Source organism: Paenibacillus sp. J22R160 (genome assembly GCF_059692135.1).
In genome coordinates this window covers 12985-32234 of record NZ_JCAUAU010000027.1, presented here as the reverse complement: position 1 = coordinate 32234, position 19250 = coordinate 12985, and the positions used below count along the sequence as shown (strand labels likewise).

Genomic DNA, 19250 nt, shown 5'->3' with positions numbered 1-19250 from the left:
TTCAGTTCACCTGCGCTATGACTTTTTGAGCTAATTGTTGAAAAATAGTCGACACTTTTCTATTCCCTGAAAAATCCATAGGAATTCCTGAGTTTACATAACGTTGAACATGTTTAGCGACATCAGCAATTTCACTTAGCAATATAAACCCAATCTCATCTTGGAATTCCTTATTATTAAAACCTGAATAATTAGTAACACGGTTGGCAATTAAGAACACTTTTTCCTAGGAAATTGCAGACTCGTTATAATATCTTTAAATAGAATTACTTTCCAACCTGAGGCAACATCCTGAAGTGTTGGAATTAATAAAATATCGGCTGCCTCCATACAAGCTATATGTCGTTCGCATAGTTCAGAAGAAGTATCTATTAAAATAACTGCATAGTTTTCTTTTTTTGCAGCTTCAATAAGATAATTCGTAAATTGACTCGATATTTTTTCCATCTTGAGCGGGGAAGCACCAAGCAGGAGGTGCAGGTCTCTGTACTCTTTGTAAGGAACGACGGCATCCTTAAAGTAACCAGCAAAATGATCGTATTGCGGCAATTCAGAGCTCTGTTCCAAGATTGTAATTAAGCTGGACATCTCGCTACCGCGTATCGGTATTTTACACATCGCTGGCAAGCCACCGTATACAGCCATATCCATCAACAGCGTTTTTTTCCCCTGCTTAGCATATTGAAGAGCAAGATTCAAGGCAATCGTTGATTTACCAGATCCACCTTGAGGGGAATGAACCGTAATAATCAGTGGAAATTTCATTAGTTTTTGCCTCCCAAAGGTTTAAACTTTTGTGCACTAGTTGGATTCTGGGGCTTTGATGATCCTTCGCCAACCCTCGAGGAATTGAGGAGCAAGTCGATTTTCCCTTTTCTTTTAGCAAAGGCAAGATCTTGTGCAGCTTGTGCACTCACCAGTACAGTAACATTCTGTCCGCTTGTTCGATTGGCTCTGTCCTTTTCACTAATCGGCTCTACCTCAAAAATTTCTATACCTTGGAGAATGGTCGTTGCGTACGAACTCTCCAAATCTGTACTTGAGCTTGTAAAAATAACATCAACTTTGTCCCCTTTTTTCAATCCGTACCCGAGGCTTCCTTCAGCATCCAAGCTAACGGATACAGCCTTTTTAACAGATGGGATATAGAATGACTTCCCCAATTCACTAATATTAATTTTGCTCCCATCTGTATAACACAAGTATTTGAAGAACCCTGCGGAATTTCCATTTTTGTTAATTGGGCAGTTGGCATATTATCTCGCAACAATTCGTCAACCAATTTGAATGCTACATTACTATTAAGCACGATTTTTCTCTCCCCATACCAAATTGACAGATCCAAAGAATGGATAGCTGCTCTTGCAGCAGCATCAGCAGCCATATCCAATTTGATTCGGTTATATATTACATAAGATCCGTCAATTGCAAGCCCCATTATTGTAATAATCACCGGCATAAGAATAGCGAAGAATGTTGCAGAAAAACCATCCTCATTCTGAATTTTTTTTCTCATATTCATACATAACGATCTCCTAATATTTCTTACTCTCTTGGAGGGGCAAACCGATAGTAAACTTCTGACTTAATAGGCTTACTATTACTCCCTGTAATTTCTTTCATAAATGGCACACTTAATTTAAAATAATAAATAACTGTAATTTTCATGAGGCCAGTAGTTTCGTTCTTTTCGGATTCAACTTCCGGCGGGCTCGCTCCATTTGGCAGCATTTGCAAAACTTGCAATGATGCATTTTTAATAAGTTGTATCTTCTGTTGTTCCGAGTATTGGATATTCGTTCTAAAATTAAGTGCTTCCCTCCCTCCTTGATGTGCAGAAAATAAGACGATGCTCTGCGAAAATATAAATAGACCAAAATAAATCATAGCCATAATAATAAGCAGGATAAGTGGTAAAATGATGGCAAATTCCACAACTGATTGTCCACGCTCATCGTATATTTTTTTCTTTAATTGCTGATACACACGCTAACTTCCTTTCCCACAAAAACTTATATGCGAGGTATTTTTATGAAGCTTATTGTTGAAAATAAGAAATTACTGCTTTCTGATCATGTAAATGTCGCTGGGACTTTTTATCGCAGACTTCTAGGTTGGATGGGAAAAAAGGAGATTCAAGAAGGAGAGGCACTTATTATTGATCCCTGCAATGCGGTACACACTTTTTTTATGAAAGCAAATATTGATGTCTTATTTCTTGACAGAGACAATTTTGTTATTTATATCCAAGAAGATATGAAACCAAATAAGATGAGTGCATTTGTTTCCTTATGTGTAAGAGTGATCGAAATAAAAAGCGGTACAGTGAATCAGTTAAAGATTAGCACTGGAGATAAAATAACAATAAATTAAATAAAAAAAGGATAATTTATGCCTTGTTTACTTTTATTATTATTGTTTACATTGTATTTTAAGGAGTTTGTAGAATACTGTCGAATTTTGATGTCGAATTATGAAAAACAATTAAGTTTCGACTAACTTTTCTAACTAAAATTCCCATATCGTGCAGATTTTTGATCGATATACACCATTCAGCTTAAGTCATTTGACCCAGCAATCTGTTCCCTCACCAAAATAAAAAGCATTCAACCCGATGGATTGAATGCTACAAAATCTCAATATCTATCACAAACAAACTTTAATAATCGACAACTCTTTTGACTTCACAGTCCCGCTAATAAGGTCAAACCCCTCCAACTGTTCCACATGTACCGGAAGATCATCCCACAGCTCTGCTACACTCGTGATTTCCGAGCTCGTACATTTCAACAAATTCCCACGAATCTCCTCATCCGTGTCATTATAGACCGTATAAATAATGCTTTGACCATCATCAGATGGGAAAGCATTGCAGGTTAATCCACTCTGTAGAGTTGGATATAACGGGACAGGACTTGAGCTCTGATAGTTGGCCTTGTGCTCCCGCCAGATGTGCTTCCACTTCTTAATTGCTGCCTGCTGAAGTTTATTGTAGGGCAGCCAACTGCCAAAAACATCCTGCCAGATCAGTATGCCAGTGCCATTAAAGATAGCCCGCTTAATGAGCAAATCCTTACGGATGCCAACATGCCAACGCGAAATAATCGGCGAAAAATGCTCGGTCATCACATATCGGAAGATGTCGGTCTCTGGCATCGATTCTTTATTCTTGAACTGGTTCCACGAACCCGTAATGATTTCAATTTGATGCTTCTTTTTCGGGCGCCCCTCGGAGCAGAAAACGAAGTCAGGTTTGAGTTCATGAACCGCATCGCGGAAACTGTCGGGAACACTGTCCATCGTATCTAGGAAAACACCGTCGATATTCGTTTCTCTCACGATCTCCACGATACTCAGGGTGGATTGCTTCACAGACTCGTCAAAGCCAATATCCCAAGGTTTAAAAGGTAAGAATACCTTTACGCCGCGCTGGTGAAATTGCTCAACTGTGTTTTTCAATCCTGGCATACCTCCAGGAAATTCCCCGAAGAACTCCCACTGATTCCTGCTGTCTACGCCAAGGCGCGGATACTGATGCCATAACAGCACGGAATCGTAGCCTCCGAATGCTTCGCCTTGCTGAAGTAAACGTTCCACATCAATCTGATTCTTTTCAAAATCATAAACTTCCTTGCTGAAGATATACGTAAAATGCTGCAGGAACGTATCTTTATACCATTTCAACTCCGGCCGCTCGTATTCTTTCAAAGAAATTGGCTTGCGGGCATTCTGCCTCCAGTTGTTAAAGAACTCTACCCAACCGCGCTCAATCGCCGAAAACTTGATTTCCATCACATCCGCCGGCACAGGATCAGGACGAAGCAATAAGCGGTGCTGCTTAAGCTCCGTAAGAGACGTCATTTGTTTTAATTCCATGTTGCGGTTTTGCACCCAAATGAACCAATATTCATTTAAATTGGGGAATTCTAAGCTAAAACCATGCTGCTGATTGGGATGGAAAATTCCGAGCGGCATCGTAAACTCAACGTGCATTTGCATCATGCTGCTGCCATCCCGTTTCGATTGAGGGTTGGACGGAAAATAGTAATGGTTCGGCTGCTCTTCGTCCAATCTAAGGTTCGCTAGGAACGGCATGTGTAAGTAAACTTCCTTCGGCCCCCACTCATCCCAGTTAGCGCCAAGCTGGATCAGGTATCGAATCGATTGATCCTCAAGATGATGAAGGAAAATGACTTTTGCCATCAATTCATCTTGCCCGCACCAAATCGATAATGAAACGGATACGAGTTCTTCCGTTTGATCACCACCCGACTCAATCCCCGTAATGAGCCACTGGCTGCAAGGAAGCATGTGTCCTCCTTCAAGCTCCATCGTGAACAGCTCAGCTTCTTCCGGCGTCAATTCAGCGCGCTGCGGAATGGAGCCATGAAACACCTGATGCAAAATCAGATGGCCGTCGTGCTTAATGGCAAACCCCATCTTCTGATTTTTTATCGTCGTTATGTTCGTCACTTTATCGTTCAGAATCATTGTTTCACCTCATATACGCAGCGGAAACCAACGGTTTCGCAGCGGTTCAGCCCTTCATTCAGCAGTTGGAATTTCAAATGATAATCTGTCGGATGTGGGCCGCCTTCTGCATGCCATGTATGTGGCGCTTTATAGTAAGAGCCTCCCCGTAAAAAGGTGAATTTGTGCTGTTCATCGTTTACGGTGTCATCCATCCATTCCCAGGCATTGCCAGACAGATCTACACAACCAAAAGGACTAATGTTGGAGGAAAAAGCATCGACCGGCATCGTATCGAAACCAGTGGAATGGCAATTATCGGCATGATATTGATTGCCCCACGGCCACTTCAATTTCTGGCTGCCTCCCGCCGCGAGCTGCCATTCGGTCTCCTTCGGAAGTCTTCCGCCTTTCCACTTTGCATAAGCCCTTGCATCTTCTTGACTAACCCAAATGACCGGATGATTCTCTTTACCCTGAGGAATACCGCTTTCTTGCCAATGTTTGATGAAATTGTGACTGTCCTCTGGATAATAGCCGCTCTCATCAAGAAACTGTTTGTATTGCTCATTCGTAACAGGGTACTTGTCTATATAAAAAGCCTGCACCGTTACCAGAAATGGGCCGTGATCACACTGGCAATCCCCTTCCATTATGCGATGTTGAACACGATAGATGTATGATGTTTCTGGAATGAACACCCGATTGTCATCTTCCATATGAACTGCCTGTGTTTCCATTGCCTTCACCTCTCTATTCATTGGTAAAAAGTGGGGCTTTCGCCCCACTCATAGTCATTTATTTATTTGATCGTTTTGTTCGCGTATTCCGTTACTTCTTTACCGCCCGCTGCATTCCACTCTTGAACAAACTTATCGAAATCTGCCGCACTTTTCTTGCCAGTTACGAGATCTGCTGCAAACTCCTTGTACTTGGCAGCGGATGCATCCCACTTGGAAGCTAGCTCAGCAGGAATCACAAAGGTGTTGTCTTTCGTCGACATGGAAGCGAACATTTGCAGAGATTTGCTTGCCGGCTCAGAGAAATAAGGTGTTGCTGGGTCAAACTCTTTGTCCGGTTTGAAGTTCACTGTGGACTCAACAAAGTGTGGGAACCAAGCTGCAAATTTGTCCGTTAATTTAATTTTGTTATTTACGATTTGGTATTCATCGCCTTCAACGCCTAGCTTATCTAGCATCTGACCTTTTTGACCGGCCATATATTCCAGTACAGCGAAGGCCATTTCTTTGTTCTTGGACGTCTTAGCGATGGCAAATCCGCGGCTCTCTTTACTAATATCAACCGGAGTATACCCTTGTGCTTTACCTTTTGCAGGCGGCAGTGTCATGACCTTAGCAGCTGCTCCATTCTGACTAACCGATTTGTTATTGTAAATGTCGATTACCTTGCCCTGTGTACCTGCCATGATAGCCGCTTGACCATCATAGAAAGCCTTCTCTTTCGTGTCCCACTTCTTGGTCAGGAACTCGGGATCCAGCAAGCCGTCTTTGTACAATTTTGCGTAAAATAGGAGCTTATCTTTTTCAAACTGTGTTGTTTTGCCGTAGACGTATTTACCGTCATCACCTTTGATCCATGTGGATGTCAGACCGAAAGACTGACCGAACATGACGTCGAGCTCATCGAGTGTCCCAGCCACCGTGTAGGCGTATTTCGCGCCGCTTTTCTCCTTCAAGTCTTTGAAGAAGGTATAGTAATTGTCACTTGTTGGACTGGAAAGCAGGTCTTTGCCCGATGCGGTCTTATCAAACCAATCTTGACGAACGACAGGCACAGCGCTATTCGGAGGTGACAGCCATAGCAGGTATGGATAGTTCTTCATTCTTTCTTGGTTAAAAACGTTCATCGAAGCCTTCACATTCGTTGACTTATCGATAAAAGGCGTCAAATCTTCCAGGATTTTTTGCGTAACGGCAAATTGGTAGTCGCCGCCTTGGAAGTAAATAAGATCAGGGATATTACCGCTTTGCAGCAGCAAGCCGAGCTTCTCGGAGTAGGTTCCGCTTTGTACAGGGACTACTTTCAGCTTAATATTTTTGCCTTCCGCTTTCATTCCTTCTTCGATGCCTTTCATCAACTTCTGAACACCAGGATCATCTCCCATTAAATCTTTAGCTACTATGGAGAGAGTAACCGGTTCTTTATTCGCATCCCCTGCTGTTGTTGCGGCTGGTGCAGACGTTGGAGCTGGTGTATCGCTGGAAGATTTGCTGCCGCCGCTGGAGCATGCGGTTGTTACAACCATTAAAGCCGAGACCACCATGAGAAGTGCTTTTTTCATTCTATTTCCTCCCTTTTTTTGTCTTTCTATATTCTTTGAAGCCGTCTTCCACTACTTCATTCGTATCGTAGTAGTGCCTTTAGAAGAATGGGATCCGGCACGAGAATCGGAAATCGCACTTCTTGTAGCCGCTTACAATTTTGCTAAAGCGATTACATAGATGATTTGGGTAATTGGATGACCCAATTACTTGGGACGGATAACTTTCATCCGTTTTCCGCTATTTCAATTGAATATTTTGTTTGACCTGCTTCAAGTGGTACAGCAACGTTTCCTTGGCTTTAAGTGGATCTCTCTCTTTAATAGCCTGGAAAATGTTAAAATGCTCCTTATACACTTCACTTCTACGACCAGGTATTTCAACTGTCTTCGTAGCCGTTCTTTTCAACAGATCCATGTTAAGATCGATGAGATTCACCAACACCACGTTATGCGTTGCTCTAGCAATGGATAGATGGAAAGCCTGATCCGGAGAAACGGGATCATCCGATTCAATGTCAATGGTGCCCCATTTTTCGAGAGCGCTTTCAATTTCTATAATATCCTGTTCGGATGCTCTCAACGCTGCCAACTCCACAATACCGGTTTCGAAAATTTCCCTAGCCTCAAGCAGCTCAATAATCGTAGCTCTCTCAATATTATCGAGAATTCTAGTCTTGTCTTCCGCCTTGTTGAGGTTCTTGTTGAGGAATCGACCGCCACCCGGACGAGTTTCTATTAGCCCTTCTCGTTCCAAAATTCGGAACGCTTCACGCAAAGTCCCGCGGCTAATCCCGAAAGCTTGGGCAAGCTCTCTTTCCGTTGGCAAAACGTCTCCAGGCGTAAGGTTGCCTTCTAGAATCAGTTTCTCAATCTGCTCAATGACATCCTCATACACTCTGTGGTACTTGATTTTCTTTATTGTCATTATGAGTACCTTCCGTCTGGCAATATGCTGAGAATTGGATCATCCAATTACCCACACCTTTATAGTAGTAAGTAGCTCAGATTGTGTCAACTGTTATTTTTACCAATGAGAGCGCAATCATACGCCTTGGCGTACTGCTTTGGAATATAAAAAGAGACTACGAATTTGACACCGTAGTCCTCTTTAATACTTCTATTGCCTCAGCGATGATCCATTAACCAGCCTCACCTGAAGTAGATGGAAAAACTACCGTTATTCTGCGCTGAACTGTGGCAGAGAATGGAATAGCGGTAGAAACTCCATCTATATCGTCGGTAGCTTGCCGAAATCTGCTAAGTTAGGTGAGATTAGCGGTAGAAATTACAGTTAATAATGTTAAATTATATTATTTGTGGAATATAACAGGAGTAATCAGCGTTAATTACAAGTAATCTCTCCGCTCGGCTCCCGATTCCAAGGGGACGCTCCATTAGCCTCAGCTGAAGTAGATGGTACACTGAACTATAGCAGAGAATCGTCATTCTACACTGTCGCAGGATGAAATAGCTTTAGAAAGCTTAAACAAAACGAACCGAACCAAGAGCCGGCTTACCACCGCCGCTAGAGTCCATCTGCTCAGGAAGAAAAGACACGCAAATCTTGTGCATTTTCTCCCAAGATGATAACGCCTTGCCGGCTGCATGGCCAAACGACTGCCTTGCCAGTCGCACTTCCGTCCACCCGAGCGCTGCATCTAGCTCGCTCACCCAAACGATCTGACCTGCCTGATCCGGCCGGTATAGAACCGATACCTCCCACACACCTGGAACATCCGTAAACAGCCTGAGCTGCAGCTGCAAATGGTCTTTGTCCCCTTGCATGAACGGGTCGACCGGCTTATGAGTCACTAAGGCAAACTTCGAGCCCGGCTCGTCCAAAGAGAGCGCTTTGCCGCCTCCCGGATCATCCACAAATACATAGCGGAAGTCAGGATCAAATGGCTCCGTCCGCTGTTCCGGACAATGCCATCCGTCCAGCCCGCGAGTGAAATCAGCCAACTCTAGCGTTAAAGGCATACCGGTAGCGACAGCTCCCAGATAGATGGGAGAGAATCGCAGTGGGAAGCTGCTCGTTTTTACGCCATCCGCATAGATGGCGTCCACATATACGAAACCGCTTATTGCAGGATCAATAATCGGTATTTCCACACTGAAGCCGCAGTCTTGTGAACAGTCGAGTTCCTTCACATGCCAGTATCTGCCCGGCGGAAGCACTTCGCTCCAGTCATACCAAGACCAGCAAAAGCGAAGCTTTTGCGGAAGCGCGGGCAGCCCCCCAGAAGCAAATTCAGCAGTCACCCGCAGTACTCCCTCGCTAACAGAGACGGAGGCAGCCGGGGCTTGCGGCCAAAGCCCGTTTCCCTTGACAATGGCATCCATCCAGCAATCCAGCGTAGCACCTGCTGAGCCATCCAGATGGTGATTTTGATTAGCCGAGAAAAACAACCCGCGCTTCTCCTTCGGAAGGTGTACAGCTCCTTCGCAAATCGCATCCATCCAGCCCCAATAATCATTCGTGGCCGACATGATCAGCATCGGCGACTGCTGCCGCTCGGCAAGCTTCAAACCGCTAAGCAGCTGCTCCCATTCGTAGGTGTCTTCCAACGTATGCGGCCTGCGAACGTTACGATTCAACCGTCCTGGCGACATGTGCTTGCCGCAGCCATAAATAGGGGCCACCGCCTGCAAACGGTTATCCCAGGCGTTAAGCAATCTCGTTATCGTGCCTCCACGGGAAATTCCGAAAGCTCCCATTCTTCCCGCGTCTACCTCTGGCAGCTGAGCCAACCACGTTACCATTTTCTTCGCATGGATAAGACGCGTAAACATGACCGATTGCAGCGGATCAAACTCTTCTTCCATGTCCAGCATGGGCATATCCGCCAAATCGGAGTAATGCTCCTGCCCGGAGAGTTCCTCCTTCCAGTCGTAACTAAGCGCGACATACCCTTTGCTCATCCAATGCCGGACATGCTCCAAGTTAGCCGTCTGCGAACCTCCCCCGTGGATGTGCAGCATAGCAGGAAAAGGCGTTTCCCCATAAGGAACGCCTATCCAGAAATACGTTTTCACCCACTCGCCCGGGATGAGCTCTGTCTCCAAATACATAGAGGCGTAGTCGCCGTATGGATCTGATCTCCGCTCCACCGTACGGATACGGTGTTCACCTAACTGCTCAGCAGTTTTCAACAACTCATGAAAACGGATTTCGAACTTTTTCATGATAGATCCGAAAGCTCCGATAAATACGGGATCGAATGCTGTGCGCCCATTCGGGTAACCGAAATCGAAGACGCATACTGCGCAATGTTCACCGCTTCATCGAGCGATTTGCCTGAAGTAATCATAGCTGCAAGCGTCCCAGAGAACGTGTCTCCAGCAGCCGTTGTATCTATGGCCTTCACTTTACGGCCTTGCATATACACATTTTCAGTTCCGTTATAGTACACAATGCCCTTTTCACCAAGTGTGATTAACGGGAAGCGAATACCTTTGCCGCGTAAAATATCTAGCGCCGCGAAAGCATCCTCCGTGGTTTTGACTTCCACATTCGTGTACAACCGGCACTCGATTTCATTCGGTGTGAAATAATCCACACCATCCAACATCTCGTCATCTAGTGGAATGGCAGGCGCCGGATTTAGGAAAATCGGCACCTTGCCTTTCGCAAGTTGAATGGTAGCGTAGACGGTTTCCACCGGAATTTCCAGCTGCAGCATAATAGCTGCGGCCGAGAGCACTTCATCTTGGTAACTTTCAATATAGTCAGGTTTAACTAGGTTATTGGCGCCGCCGTCAAGAATGATCGCATTATTCCCATCGCAAACCGTAATCGCGGCTACACCTGTTGTAACTTCAGGTTCAATTCCTACATAATCAGTTTTCACACCGAACCCTTTGAGGCTGCCGATCAACGATTGCCCAAAAATATCGTCGCCAACTTTCGCCATAAACCAGGTATCAGCGCCCATTTTTGCGCAAGCAACTGCCTGATTGGCTCCTTTGCCTCCGGCGGATAGCATAAATCCATCGCCCCGCATTGTTTCGCCCATTTCTGGAATACGGCTAGTCCGCATGACCATATCCATATTTGCACTGCCAATTACGATTATTTTCATATCGTTCCCCGATCCACCTACAATTTCTAAATTTCCGTAAATCTAACATGTCTGAAATAAGTTCTAGCTGCAGTTCTTGTGCTTACGCCAAACATACCATAGTCGAACGTATCGTCAGTGTGCTTCAAAATTTCTTGTCCGTCAATAGCGAATGTAAGGGTGTTGCCCTGTACCGTCACTTTAAAATCGTAATCTTTGCCTAGCTGCCATGGGAACTCAGCACCCGTCAACTTCGTGAATCCGAAGTTGTTGATGTACAGAGACACTTGATTCGCTCCATCAAAGCCTACGTGATAACCTCTCATTGCGCCTTGCGCACGAACAGCCACTAAATGTGAATGTCCGCTTTGCGGGTTGAGCTCTACAGATACAGAGTAATCTTTGGCAAAATAGTTGCCTGTATAAGCTTCGCTTGGCTCCGCCGTCATGAGGTACATCGCGCCATTCTCTAGGCTCCAAGCCCCGTTGTTATGCGCGAATGGCGTAATGCAGCCAAAGTTGTTCAATTGCTTGTTGAAGTCAATCGTGTAATCAGCATGGCCATAGATTCGGAATTCATCGATGAAAATGCGTCCCAAGCTTTTCGGCTTGCGAGTCGAATAAGCTTCTAACACGATGCCAACCTCATCAATCAGCTCGCCCTCAGAATCCGGGATTACAAATTCAACATGAACCCATTCTTGATCAACGAGCTTCACATAACCTTGTACAAGCTCTTTTTTGCTTTTGGACAGGCGCACATAGGGTGCGATACCCATTGTTTCATTGCCGCCCCATTGATCCAAGTAGATTTGCATGGATACTTTTTGGCCGGAAGATGCTTTAGGCGCAAATGTCGGTGAGTATCTTTCGTCACTGAAGTCGTCGCGTGTATAGAAAGGTTTGTAGAATACTTTTGATTTTTCCCCACGAGTCATGCGGTCAAACACAACTTCTAGCGAGCCCGTTCCTTTGAAGGATTTCTCGGTTGAGTGCTTCGCTTGGCAGAAGAACGGATCCGAGACGCGGATGTTGTGTGTTGAGCCCGGCAGTTCGAAGTCGAAATAAATATCGTGCTCCGTGAAGCTCTGGGCAAGACCTTCTGGGCAAGGAACATTCGCCAAGCGATGTCCTAGAATCGCCAATTCTTTCGCGTAGGTCGGAATGTCGAGAATATTCATAAAGCCTGAAATCCCTGACATCACGATGGAATCGTTGATCGGCTTACGATATTTATCCGCAATGCCTTCCAAGCCGCAAGCTACACCCAGAACAGTACCAACGTTACCAGCATTGCAATCCGTATCCCAACCGCACATCGTTGCAATTTCAACCGTTTTGTTGAAATCACCTTGGCCGTAAATCATGGACAGCACGCAGACGCCTGCATTAGGGATGATGTGGCATACGCCCGTATATTTGTCGTAGCCCCAATCTCTTTCAAGCATCTCTCGGCATGCTCTGAAGTCGTCCGGATGTTGCGCGTGAAACTCAAGCACCGCTCTGGACACTTTCGCATAGATCGAGTCAGCTGGAATTTGAGCTAGACCAGCTTCAATAATTTCATTGATGTCGCTTGTTTCGAACGCTTTGGAAATAGCTGCGCAGAAAAATCTTGCGCCTAACACGCCTTCGCCATCATGAGATACGCGAGCTGCCGCTTCACCGAAGTCAGCTGCTTTTTTCGGGTTGCAAGGATTAACGAGACCCCATGTGTCGATGAAAATTTGACCGCCGATTTGTTCGGCGATAATAAGTCCATTTTGCTCAATGGAACCAGACTGTGGAGCTTCAATCCCTTTTTTCAAATTGATGTAAGCCGTATGCTCCGTACTGATGCCATAACCGCCCCACCAGAACATCCCGATTCCCTCACGGGCGTAGTTCAACCAAGCGCGAGCCACATCGTTAGGCGTAATATCGCGGTCCTTCGCATCGTCATACAGTGCGCGCAAGAAGTAGAATGGACCGTTCGCATCGTCATCCGCCGCGAAGTTTTTGAATTCTTTGACATAATCAGTAATGTCACCATATGTGCTTTGTATTCTTTCATAAGTCCAAATCGTCGGTTCTACCGGAGCGCCCAGTCTTATGCCAATGTTCATACCTAAGTAACCTGAATAAATTTTTTCCAAATAATTAGAAGGAATCAACGATTACACCACCTTTTAAATAATAGAACGAATTTGTTGTTGTCTACGGTTGCTGAGTGCAAGGTCTTGCTCGATAATAAATGAGGCAGCTTCAATAAATTCATTGCAGTGCTTCTCAATTTCTTGCTTATTGATTTGTTCAATAATGTCAATTTCAGCTTGCGGAATAGCCGCAACGCCATGCATAGCCCCAAGAATCGCACCAGCCATAACACCGATAGAATCTGTGTCACGCCCCGAACTCACACCGTCTTTAACAGCTTCCAATATATCGCCATCATGCAAAATAATGTAAGCCAACGCTAAAGGAAGTTCCTCAATCGAGAACAATCGACTAGGGGTATAGTGGTTAGATGGAATGCCTACTTTATGGATGTTTCGATTGACATCATCGCCCATTGGCGAATATTTGCCCATTACAGCGTGCAGCTGCTGCACAACTTCAGCCCGGTTATTCTTGATTGGCTTAAGGGATCGAGCCGTTTCACACAGGTCTTGGATCGCCTGCTTCGTACCATCTTTTGCATACATCAATGCTGTTTCTATGATGTCTTCTACCGTTACACCGGGTTCAAAAGCCTTCGCAACACAAGCAGCCAGAACACCAGCCGCTTCCAAGCCGTAGCTGACTTGATGACCGGATGCAAACAGAATCGCTTCATCATAAGCTGCCTTCGGATTGCAAGCATTCACAATGCCAATCGGCGAGATATACATGGCTGCACCGCAGTTAACCATATTGCCATAACCGCCTTCGCGAGGCTCGCAATTGGCAAGCACATGACGGTTGAAGATATGCTTCTCTGGATAAAACAAGCGATCCATGACCATAGCGACTTTACCCAACTCGGGAATATATTTCGGACGGAACGAGATCTCTTTGACAAACTCATTTGCCAAATCGTAAGCGTCCAAATGACGGCGTTCAATGCCGTATACATTCATAAGCGCAAGCGTCATGAGCGTATCATCGGTAACGATTCCTCCGCCCCTCATCCTTCCGAGTCTCTTGTCTTCCGGCCAATCTGCTTTCCACCATTTGGTCATTGTTGTTTCAACCCGACCATACTTTTCATGAATTTCATTAAACGTCATTTTCTCAACGACAGCGCCCATCGCATCGCCATAAGCCGTGCCAAAAACAACGCCTTTCACTCTATCAGCGAAAGTAACCATTTGACTTACTCCCTTCTACAGGGAGTGCGGGGTTGTTACGCCCCACACTTTGCAGTTCATTTATTGGCTTCAAAGCCCAATTTACTTAATTGTTTTATTCGCATAATCCGTTACATCTTTACCGCCCGCAGCGTTCCAGGCTTGAACGAATTTATCGAAATCAGCACCTGTTTTCTTACCCGTTACGATATCAGCCGCGAATTCTTTGTAAACAGCCGTAGCTGCATCCCATTTTGCCGTCAAATCGGCAGGCATAATGAAAGTATTATCTTTGGTGGAGCTGGTCTCGAACATTTTGAGCGATTTCGCTGCCGGTTCCGAGAAGTAAGGCGTAGTAGGATCAAACTCTTTGTCCGGTGTGAAGCTGATAACGGACTCGACAAAGTGCGGATACCAAGCGGCAAACTTATCAGTCAATTTGATTTTATTATCAACGATTTGGTACTCGGAGCCTTCAAAACCAAGCTTATCCATCATTTGTCCTTTTGGGCTGGCCATATATTCTAATACAGCAAAGGCCATATCTTTGTTTTTGGACGTTTTGGAAATCGCGAAACCGCGGCTCTCTTTACTTGTATCAACCGGTGTGTAGCCTTGTGCCTTACCTTTTGCCGGCGGCAGAGGAACGACTTTTGCACCTGCGCCATTTTGTGCCACTGATTTGGAGTTGTACAGGTCGATTACTTTACCTTGCGTACCCGCCATGATAGCTGCTTGACCGTCATAGAACGCTTTTTCTTTCGTATCCCATTTCTTCGTCAGGAACTCAGGATCAAGCAAGCCCTCTTTGTACATCTTAGCGTAGAATTCCAGTTTGTCCTTTTCAGACTGCGTTGTTTTGCCGAATGCGAATTTACCGTCTGCACCCTTGAGCCAAGTAGTCGTTTGTCCGAAGGCTTGCCCGAACATAGCGTCCAACTCATCAAGATTGCCAGCTGTGGTGTAAGCATATTTCGCACCGCTTTTTTCTTTTAACTCTTTGAAGAACGTGTAGTAGTTGTCGATTGTCGGGTTTTCCAAAGCGGCTTTACCGGATGCTGTTTTGTCCATCAAGTCTTGACGCACAACAGGAATTGCACTGCTAACCGGCGATAACCATAGCAAGTAAGGGTAGTTCTTCATTCTTTCAATGTTATAAGGATTCATAGAAGCCTTAACGTATTTGGATTTATCGATATATGGAGTCAGATCCTCCAAAATTTTCTGAGTCGTTGCGAATTGATAATCTCCGCCTTGGAAGTAGATAAGATCAGGGATGTTGCCACTTTGTAAGAGCAAGCCCATTTTCTCGGAATACGTTCCGCTTTGAACAGGCGTAATTTGCAGCTTTACATTTTTGCCTTCTGCTTTCATGCCATCTTCGATGCCTTTAACCAATTTCTGAACGTTAGGATCGTCTGGTGCAAAATCTTTGGCTAAAATGGAAACCGTCGTAACAGCTTGGCCATTTTGGGTTGCAGATGGTGCAGACGTGTTCGTTGAATTGTTCCCTCCGGAACTGCATGCTGTTGTAGTGACCAGGACGACTGCAGCCATTGCAAAAAGCGCTTTTTTCATTTGGATTGCCTCCCAAAATAATGTTTGAATACTATTCTTTTACGCCGCCTTCCATTACTCCTTTGGTATAATGCTTCAGAATAATGGGATATAGCATTAGAATCGGAACCATAGCAATGACAATCGTAGCCGCTTTCAAGGACGAGAAGTCCAATTGCGCGATATTGTTGTTTTTCATCAGATCAGCCGCACCGACTAAGGTCGTCGTATCTCCTTCAACAACGAACTGCCTGAGTAATACTTGCAGCACGGTATTGCTTCGACTCGATAAGAAAATGCTCGATTTGAAGAACTCATTCCATCTAGCCACCGCATAGAACATACCGATCGTCAGAAGCGGAATGCGTGACAGCGGTAAGATAATCCGCATGAACACGGTCATGTGCCCAGCGCCGTCGATTTTGGCAGCCTCAACTAGAGAATCAGGTATTTCTTCAATAAACCGCATCATAATGATCAAATAAAATACGTTAATCGTGCGGTAGAGGACCATCGCCCAAAGATTATCCAGCAAGTGCAGGTCTTTGATGACCATATACTCTTGCACGATACCCGGTTCAAAAATCATGATAATAATGAGGAAAATCATGATGGGCGTTTTGCCGACCAGATTTTTACGCGTCAATACGTAAGCTGTAATAGTTGTGAAGAAAAGGCTGAACGCCGTACCGACAATCGTAATAAATAAAGAGTTCATTAACGCTTTCCCGACAATCGGATTGCTCAGCACCACCTGGAAATTGATGAACGAGAAACCTTTTGGCAAAATGTCATAGCCATGCAGCATATGGACTTTGTTAGGGTTCGAGAAGGCTTTGGCGATCAAGTTCATGATCGGTACAAACATCGTCAGCGATATGAGGACGAGTACGGCACCGAGCACTAATTTGGTGAACGAAAATTGTTTAACACTCATGCTAGCTCCTCCTTACCATGCGCCTTTCGAGGTCAGTTTCTTGGATATGAAATGCGTGGAAAGCACCAGCACGACCCCAATCATACTTTTGAACAAATTAGCCGCTGTAGCGAACGAATATTGACCGTTGATCAAACCAACGCGGTAAACATAAGTATCAATGATATCGATACGGCTATTGACGGAATCATTCGTGAAGTTCAACACTTGATCCAGCCCTGCATTCATAATAAATCCGACATTTAGAATGAAGATGGTCACCATCGGAATATACAGATGAGGCAGTACAATTCGCGTTACAATGTGCCAGCGGTTGGCTCCATCAACATGCGCCGCTTCGTACAAACTTTGATTCACACCCATGATAGCTGCAAGGAAAATGATCGAATCCCATCCGATATTCCGCCATGCCTCACTGGCGACAAGCACCCATCTGATCGCTGATTTATCTGTTAGAAAATCGTGCGGTTGAAACCCGAATGCTTGAATGATCTCATTCACTACTCCGTTTGACTTCGATAAAAAGTCGAACCATACACCGGCAATAACGACCCAGGACAGAAAGTGCGGCAAATACGAAATGACTTGAACTGATTTCCGGAACTTTCCGTTAATGAATTCGTTAAGGATGAGCGCGAAGATGATCGGAATTGGAAAAATAAGGAACATTTTCATCGCACTGATAATGAGTGTATTTTTTAATACCTGCTCAAAGATTGGCGTGCTGAAGAGCTCTTTAAAATATTTCATTCCAACAAAGACGTTGTCTCCGAGGATTTGATAATCGTAGAAAGCTAACTTCATGCCAATAATCGGCCAGATGTGAAAAATAATAAAATAAGCGATTCCCGGCAAAAGCATCAAGTAGAGTACTTTGTCACTCCACATTTGTTTAACTTTCGAATGCGTTCTGATTTGAATCGACTCCTTTCCCATCATACGTCGACTTCCAATTCCATCAGTGGGGCATGCTGTTGAGCGCCGTATACGTCACGATCCAAGAACGTACCTGAAGAAACTTTCCGCGCGAACGTAATTTTGAAGCCGAGCGCTTGATCGAAAAAGACGATATGCATGATCTTATCTTGCTCAATGTTGTAGAGCTTCGATACCAAATCTTTGTTAATGATGCCGGAATTCTTTATTTTGTAATAAATCACCGGATCTGTAAAAAGGGCATCCACCGTAATTTCAAACGGTCCGCTGTTTTTGCTTCTCAATACTTTCGCTGCATCTACTAGCTTCATAATTACACCTCGATATATTCGTTGCGGAACATCTCTACGCCATCCGCAACTTGCATCAAATGATAAACAGAGAATTCATACACAGCGCCGAAAGGGATATCACTTGGGGCAAAAGGGAATGCCAGATTGCCTGCCGTCGATTTCCTGCCCTCATAGCCGTAATGCAAGAATGTAGATCTGACGGAGCTGCAAATCGTGTTCGCCAGCTCTTGTGTTTTCGCAATCACTTCGAATACGACTCCTAATTCGTGACCGGCTGTTTTTTGCGGTTCTAATTCACCCAACACGCCATTAAGGCCGTAATTGATGAAACTGATTTCATAATCCTCTTGCGGGATTTCGCTGTAATACTCCCAAACCTGCTGCTTGACCAAGCCCTCGACTTCTTCAATCCGTTCAATCAAAAGCGGGTCTCGAATTCCTGCGACGACAAGTGTGCGGTACGCGACTTTCATTGCGCCTTCTAGCTTGATTTTATACTCAGGGGATGGCGAGATTCGGCTGCCGCGCACTTCCACGCTATCGTCTCCCAATTCCTTAAACTCACAATGTTCGAGATCCAGAACAAGTCCCGGACCATGGAGCAAGTAAGGATGATCCTTCTCATAAAACGTGTGTGCAGCTACGGAAACTGCCGTACATTTACGTTTGTCGTTCAGCGGTTTGACGATAAATGAATCTTTAGTCAGTATACCCAGCATGCAATCTTTCGTTGTCCCAGGTTCTGCACAAAGCGCCGCGCATTCGAGAATTTTACCCAAATGATAGGCAAGCGCTGTATCAAAACCATGATGCATCGCTACGGCTGCAAAAGGTGATGGGTCGTAAGCGCGACCACAGATGATAATGTCAGCGCCTTCTTGAAGCGCCGCGATTATTGGTTCATGTCCCATTTGGGCCACAATACCGTTTGTCGCTTCCAGTCTTTCTTTCGTAAGCTTCTTAACAGCGATGCCAAGTGGTTCACACTCGCCTGTTTCTAATTTAGCTTCTACGACTTCCTTGGGAATATCCGCCCAGATTGTCGCGACTTTGAGCCCCGTAATCTTGTTCTCGCTAATAATTTCCATAATAATGGATCGCGTCCATTCGACATGAACCTTCGCGCCGCTTCCTCCAGCAGATCCGATAATGACCGGAATCTTAGCCTTAGCACCAGCTACAATCATCAGTTCCAAATCTTTCTTGCAAGCTTGCTTGCTCACAATCGCCGTACCTGCCCCTAATTTATGAGGACCGGCATCCGTTGATCCCGCATCCACAACAATTGCATCAGGATGATGTTCCATCCCTCTCATAAACGATGATTTCGGAAATCCGTAACCTAACATCCCGCAGGGCGCCAAAATTTTGAATTGTTCCATTGCTTTACAACCTCCACTGTCC

19 protein-coding genes are annotated in these 19250 nt (G+C 45.0%); 1 reads left to right on the top strand and 18 read right to left on the bottom strand.

Annotated features, from left to right (window positions below; all coding sequences use genetic code 11):
* Position 1: 1 nt before the first annotated feature.
* From AC58UW_RS30265 to AC58UW_RS30245, 5 genes are read right to left on the bottom strand one after another with little or no spacing between them, the layout of a single operon-like run.
* A complete protein-coding gene (locus AC58UW_RS30265; RefSeq protein ID WP_497424282.1) occupies positions 2-220 on the bottom strand; it encodes a hypothetical protein in 219 nt (72 codons plus the stop codon).
* Positions 211-765, bottom strand: coding sequence for a CpaE/TadZ family protein (locus AC58UW_RS30260; protein ID WP_497424281.1), 555 nt, complete (start codon positions 763-765; stop codon positions 211-213). The genes AC58UW_RS30265 and AC58UW_RS30260 overlap by 10 nt, the downstream gene beginning before the upstream one ends.
* Positions 765-1112, bottom strand: a complete 348-nt coding sequence (locus tag AC58UW_RS30255) for an RcpC/CpaB family pilus assembly protein (protein ID WP_497424280.1) — start codon at positions 1110-1112, stop codon at positions 765-767. The genes AC58UW_RS30260 and AC58UW_RS30255 overlap by 1 nt, the downstream gene beginning before the upstream one ends.
* Entirely contained in the window at positions 1079-1522 is a 444-nt protein-coding gene (locus AC58UW_RS30250) for a TadE/TadG family type IV pilus assembly protein (protein ID WP_497424279.1), read from the bottom strand. The genes AC58UW_RS30255 and AC58UW_RS30250 overlap by 34 nt, the downstream gene beginning before the upstream one ends.
* Before the next feature lie 23 nt (positions 1523-1545).
* Positions 1546-1986 (bottom strand): TadE/TadG family type IV pilus assembly protein, encoded by a 441-nt coding sequence (locus AC58UW_RS30245; RefSeq protein ID WP_497424278.1) that lies wholly within the window; start codon positions 1984-1986, stop codon positions 1546-1548.
* Positions 1987-2031: 45 nt separating this feature from the next.
* Between AC58UW_RS30245 and AC58UW_RS30240 the strand changes: the two genes are divergently transcribed.
* On the top strand, positions 2032-2373 hold the full coding sequence (locus tag AC58UW_RS30240) for a DUF192 domain-containing protein (protein ID WP_497424277.1): 342 nt from the start codon (positions 2032-2034) through the stop codon (positions 2371-2373).
* A gap of 273 nt (positions 2374-2646) precedes the next feature.
* On the opposite strand, the gene AC58UW_RS30235 is transcribed toward AC58UW_RS30240, so the two are convergent.
* From AC58UW_RS30235 to AC58UW_RS30175, 13 genes are all read right to left on the bottom strand, one after another.
* On the bottom strand, positions 2647-4491 hold the full coding sequence (locus AC58UW_RS30235) for a hypothetical protein (RefSeq protein WP_497424276.1): 1845 nt from the start codon (positions 4489-4491) through the stop codon (positions 2647-2649).
* Complete coding sequence (locus AC58UW_RS30230; protein ID WP_497424275.1) at positions 4488-5210, bottom strand: formylglycine-generating enzyme family protein; 723 nt, start codon at positions 5208-5210, stop codon at positions 4488-4490. Before AC58UW_RS30230 ends, AC58UW_RS30235 begins: the two co-directional genes overlap by 4 nt.
* 62 nt (positions 5211-5272) lie before the next feature.
* Positions 5273-6772: an extracellular solute-binding protein gene (locus AC58UW_RS30225; protein ID WP_497424274.1), complete on the bottom strand. Its 1500-nt coding sequence runs from the start codon at positions 6770-6772 to the stop codon at positions 5273-5275.
* Positions 6773-6992: 220 nt separating this feature from the next.
* On the bottom strand, positions 6993-7679 hold the full coding sequence (locus tag AC58UW_RS30220) for a FadR/GntR family transcriptional regulator (RefSeq protein ID WP_497424273.1): 687 nt from the start codon (positions 7677-7679) through the stop codon (positions 6993-6995).
* Between the two features lie 557 nt (positions 7680-8236).
* The gene (locus tag AC58UW_RS30215; protein WP_497424272.1) at positions 8237-9940 is read right to left on the bottom strand and encodes a dienelactone hydrolase family protein; all 1704 of its coding nucleotides are present in this window, start codon (positions 9938-9940) and stop codon (positions 8237-8239) included.
* Positions 9937-10836, bottom strand: a complete 900-nt coding sequence (gene rbsK / locus AC58UW_RS30210) for a ribokinase (protein WP_497424271.1) — start codon at positions 10834-10836, stop codon at positions 9937-9939. Before rbsK ends, AC58UW_RS30215 begins: the two co-directional genes overlap by 4 nt.
* A gap of 26 nt (positions 10837-10862) precedes the next feature.
* The gene (locus AC58UW_RS30205; protein ID WP_497424320.1) at positions 10863-12950 is read right to left on the bottom strand and encodes an ADP-ribosylglycohydrolase family protein; all 2088 of its coding nucleotides are present in this window, start codon (positions 12948-12950) and stop codon (positions 10863-10865) included.
* Between the two features lie 33 nt (positions 12951-12983).
* Positions 12984-14144 carry an ADP-ribosylglycohydrolase family protein gene (locus AC58UW_RS30200; protein ID WP_497424270.1) on the bottom strand — a complete coding sequence of 387 codons (1161 nt, stop codon included), beginning with the start codon at positions 14142-14144 and terminating at the stop codon, positions 12984-12986.
* An 81-nt stretch (positions 14145-14225) separates the two neighbouring features.
* Positions 14226-15701 carry an extracellular solute-binding protein gene (locus AC58UW_RS30195; RefSeq protein WP_497424269.1) on the bottom strand — a complete coding sequence of 492 codons (1476 nt, stop codon included), beginning with the start codon at positions 15699-15701 and terminating at the stop codon, positions 14226-14228.
* 31 nt (positions 15702-15732) lie between these two features.
* Complete coding sequence (locus AC58UW_RS30190; protein WP_497424268.1) at positions 15733-16617, bottom strand: carbohydrate ABC transporter permease; 885 nt, start codon at positions 16615-16617, stop codon at positions 15733-15735.
* 12 nt (positions 16618-16629) lie between these two features.
* The gene (locus AC58UW_RS30185; protein ID WP_497424267.1) at positions 16630-17556 is read right to left on the bottom strand and encodes an ABC transporter permease; all 927 of its coding nucleotides are present in this window, start codon (positions 17554-17556) and stop codon (positions 16630-16632) included.
* The gene (locus AC58UW_RS30180) at positions 17553-17864 is read right to left on the bottom strand and encodes a DUF4387 domain-containing protein (protein ID WP_497372033.1); all 312 of its coding nucleotides are present in this window, start codon (positions 17862-17864) and stop codon (positions 17553-17555) included. The genes AC58UW_RS30185 and AC58UW_RS30180 overlap by 4 nt, the downstream gene beginning before the upstream one ends.
* A gap of 2 nt (positions 17865-17866) precedes the next feature.
* Positions 17867-19228, bottom strand: coding sequence for an acyclic terpene utilization AtuA family protein (locus AC58UW_RS30175; protein WP_497424266.1), 1362 nt, complete (start codon positions 19226-19228; stop codon positions 17867-17869).
* Positions 19229-19250 lie beyond the last annotated feature (22 nt).

Coding starts and splice junctions, on each gene's coding strand:
- AC58UW_RS30200 (WP_497424270.1), bottom strand. CDS start 14,144: ATGGTTACTTTCGCTGATAGAGTGAAAGGCGTTGTTTTTGGCACGGCT.
- AC58UW_RS30195 (WP_497424269.1), bottom strand. CDS start 15,701: ATGAAAAAAGCGCTTTTTGCAATGGCTGCAGTCGTCCTGGTCACTACA.
- AC58UW_RS30180 (WP_497372033.1), bottom strand. CDS start 17,864: ATGAAGCTAGTAGATGCAGCGAAAGTATTGAGAAGCAAAAACAGCGGA.
- AC58UW_RS30220 (WP_497424273.1), bottom strand. CDS start 7,679: ATGACAATAAAGAAAATCAAGTACCACAGAGTGTATGAGGATGTCATT.
- AC58UW_RS30185 (WP_497424267.1), bottom strand. CDS start 17,556: ATGATGGGAAAGGAGTCGATTCAAATCAGAACGCATTCGAAAGTTAAA.
- AC58UW_RS30260 (WP_497424281.1), bottom strand. CDS start 765: ATGAAATTTCCACTGATTATTACGGTTCATTCCCCTCAAGGTGGATCT.
- AC58UW_RS30250 (WP_497424279.1), bottom strand. CDS start 1,522: ATGAATATGAGAAAAAAAATTCAGAATGAGGATGGTTTTTCTGCAACA.
- AC58UW_RS30190 (WP_497424268.1), bottom strand. CDS start 16,617: ATGAGTGTTAAACAATTTTCGTTCACCAAATTAGTGCTCGGTGCCGTA.
- AC58UW_RS30215 (WP_497424272.1), bottom strand. CDS start 9,940: ATGAAAAAGTTCGAAATCCGTTTTCATGAGTTGTTGAAAACTGCTGAG.
- rbsK (WP_497424271.1), bottom strand. CDS start 10,836: ATGAAAATAATCGTAATTGGCAGTGCAAATATGGATATGGTCATGCGG.
- AC58UW_RS30235 (WP_497424276.1), bottom strand. CDS start 4,491: ATGATTCTGAACGATAAAGTGACGAACATAACGACGATAAAAAATCAG.
- AC58UW_RS30225 (WP_497424274.1), bottom strand. CDS start 6,772: ATGAAAAAAGCACTTCTCATGGTGGTCTCGGCTTTAATGGTTGTAACA.
- AC58UW_RS30230 (WP_497424275.1), bottom strand. CDS start 5,210: ATGGAAACACAGGCAGTTCATATGGAAGATGACAATCGGGTGTTCATT.
- AC58UW_RS30175 (WP_497424266.1), bottom strand. CDS start 19,228: ATGGAACAATTCAAAATTTTGGCGCCCTGCGGGATGTTAGGTTACGGA.
- AC58UW_RS30240 (WP_497424277.1), top strand. CDS start 2,032: ATGAAGCTTATTGTTGAAAATAAGAAATTACTGCTTTCTGATCATGTA.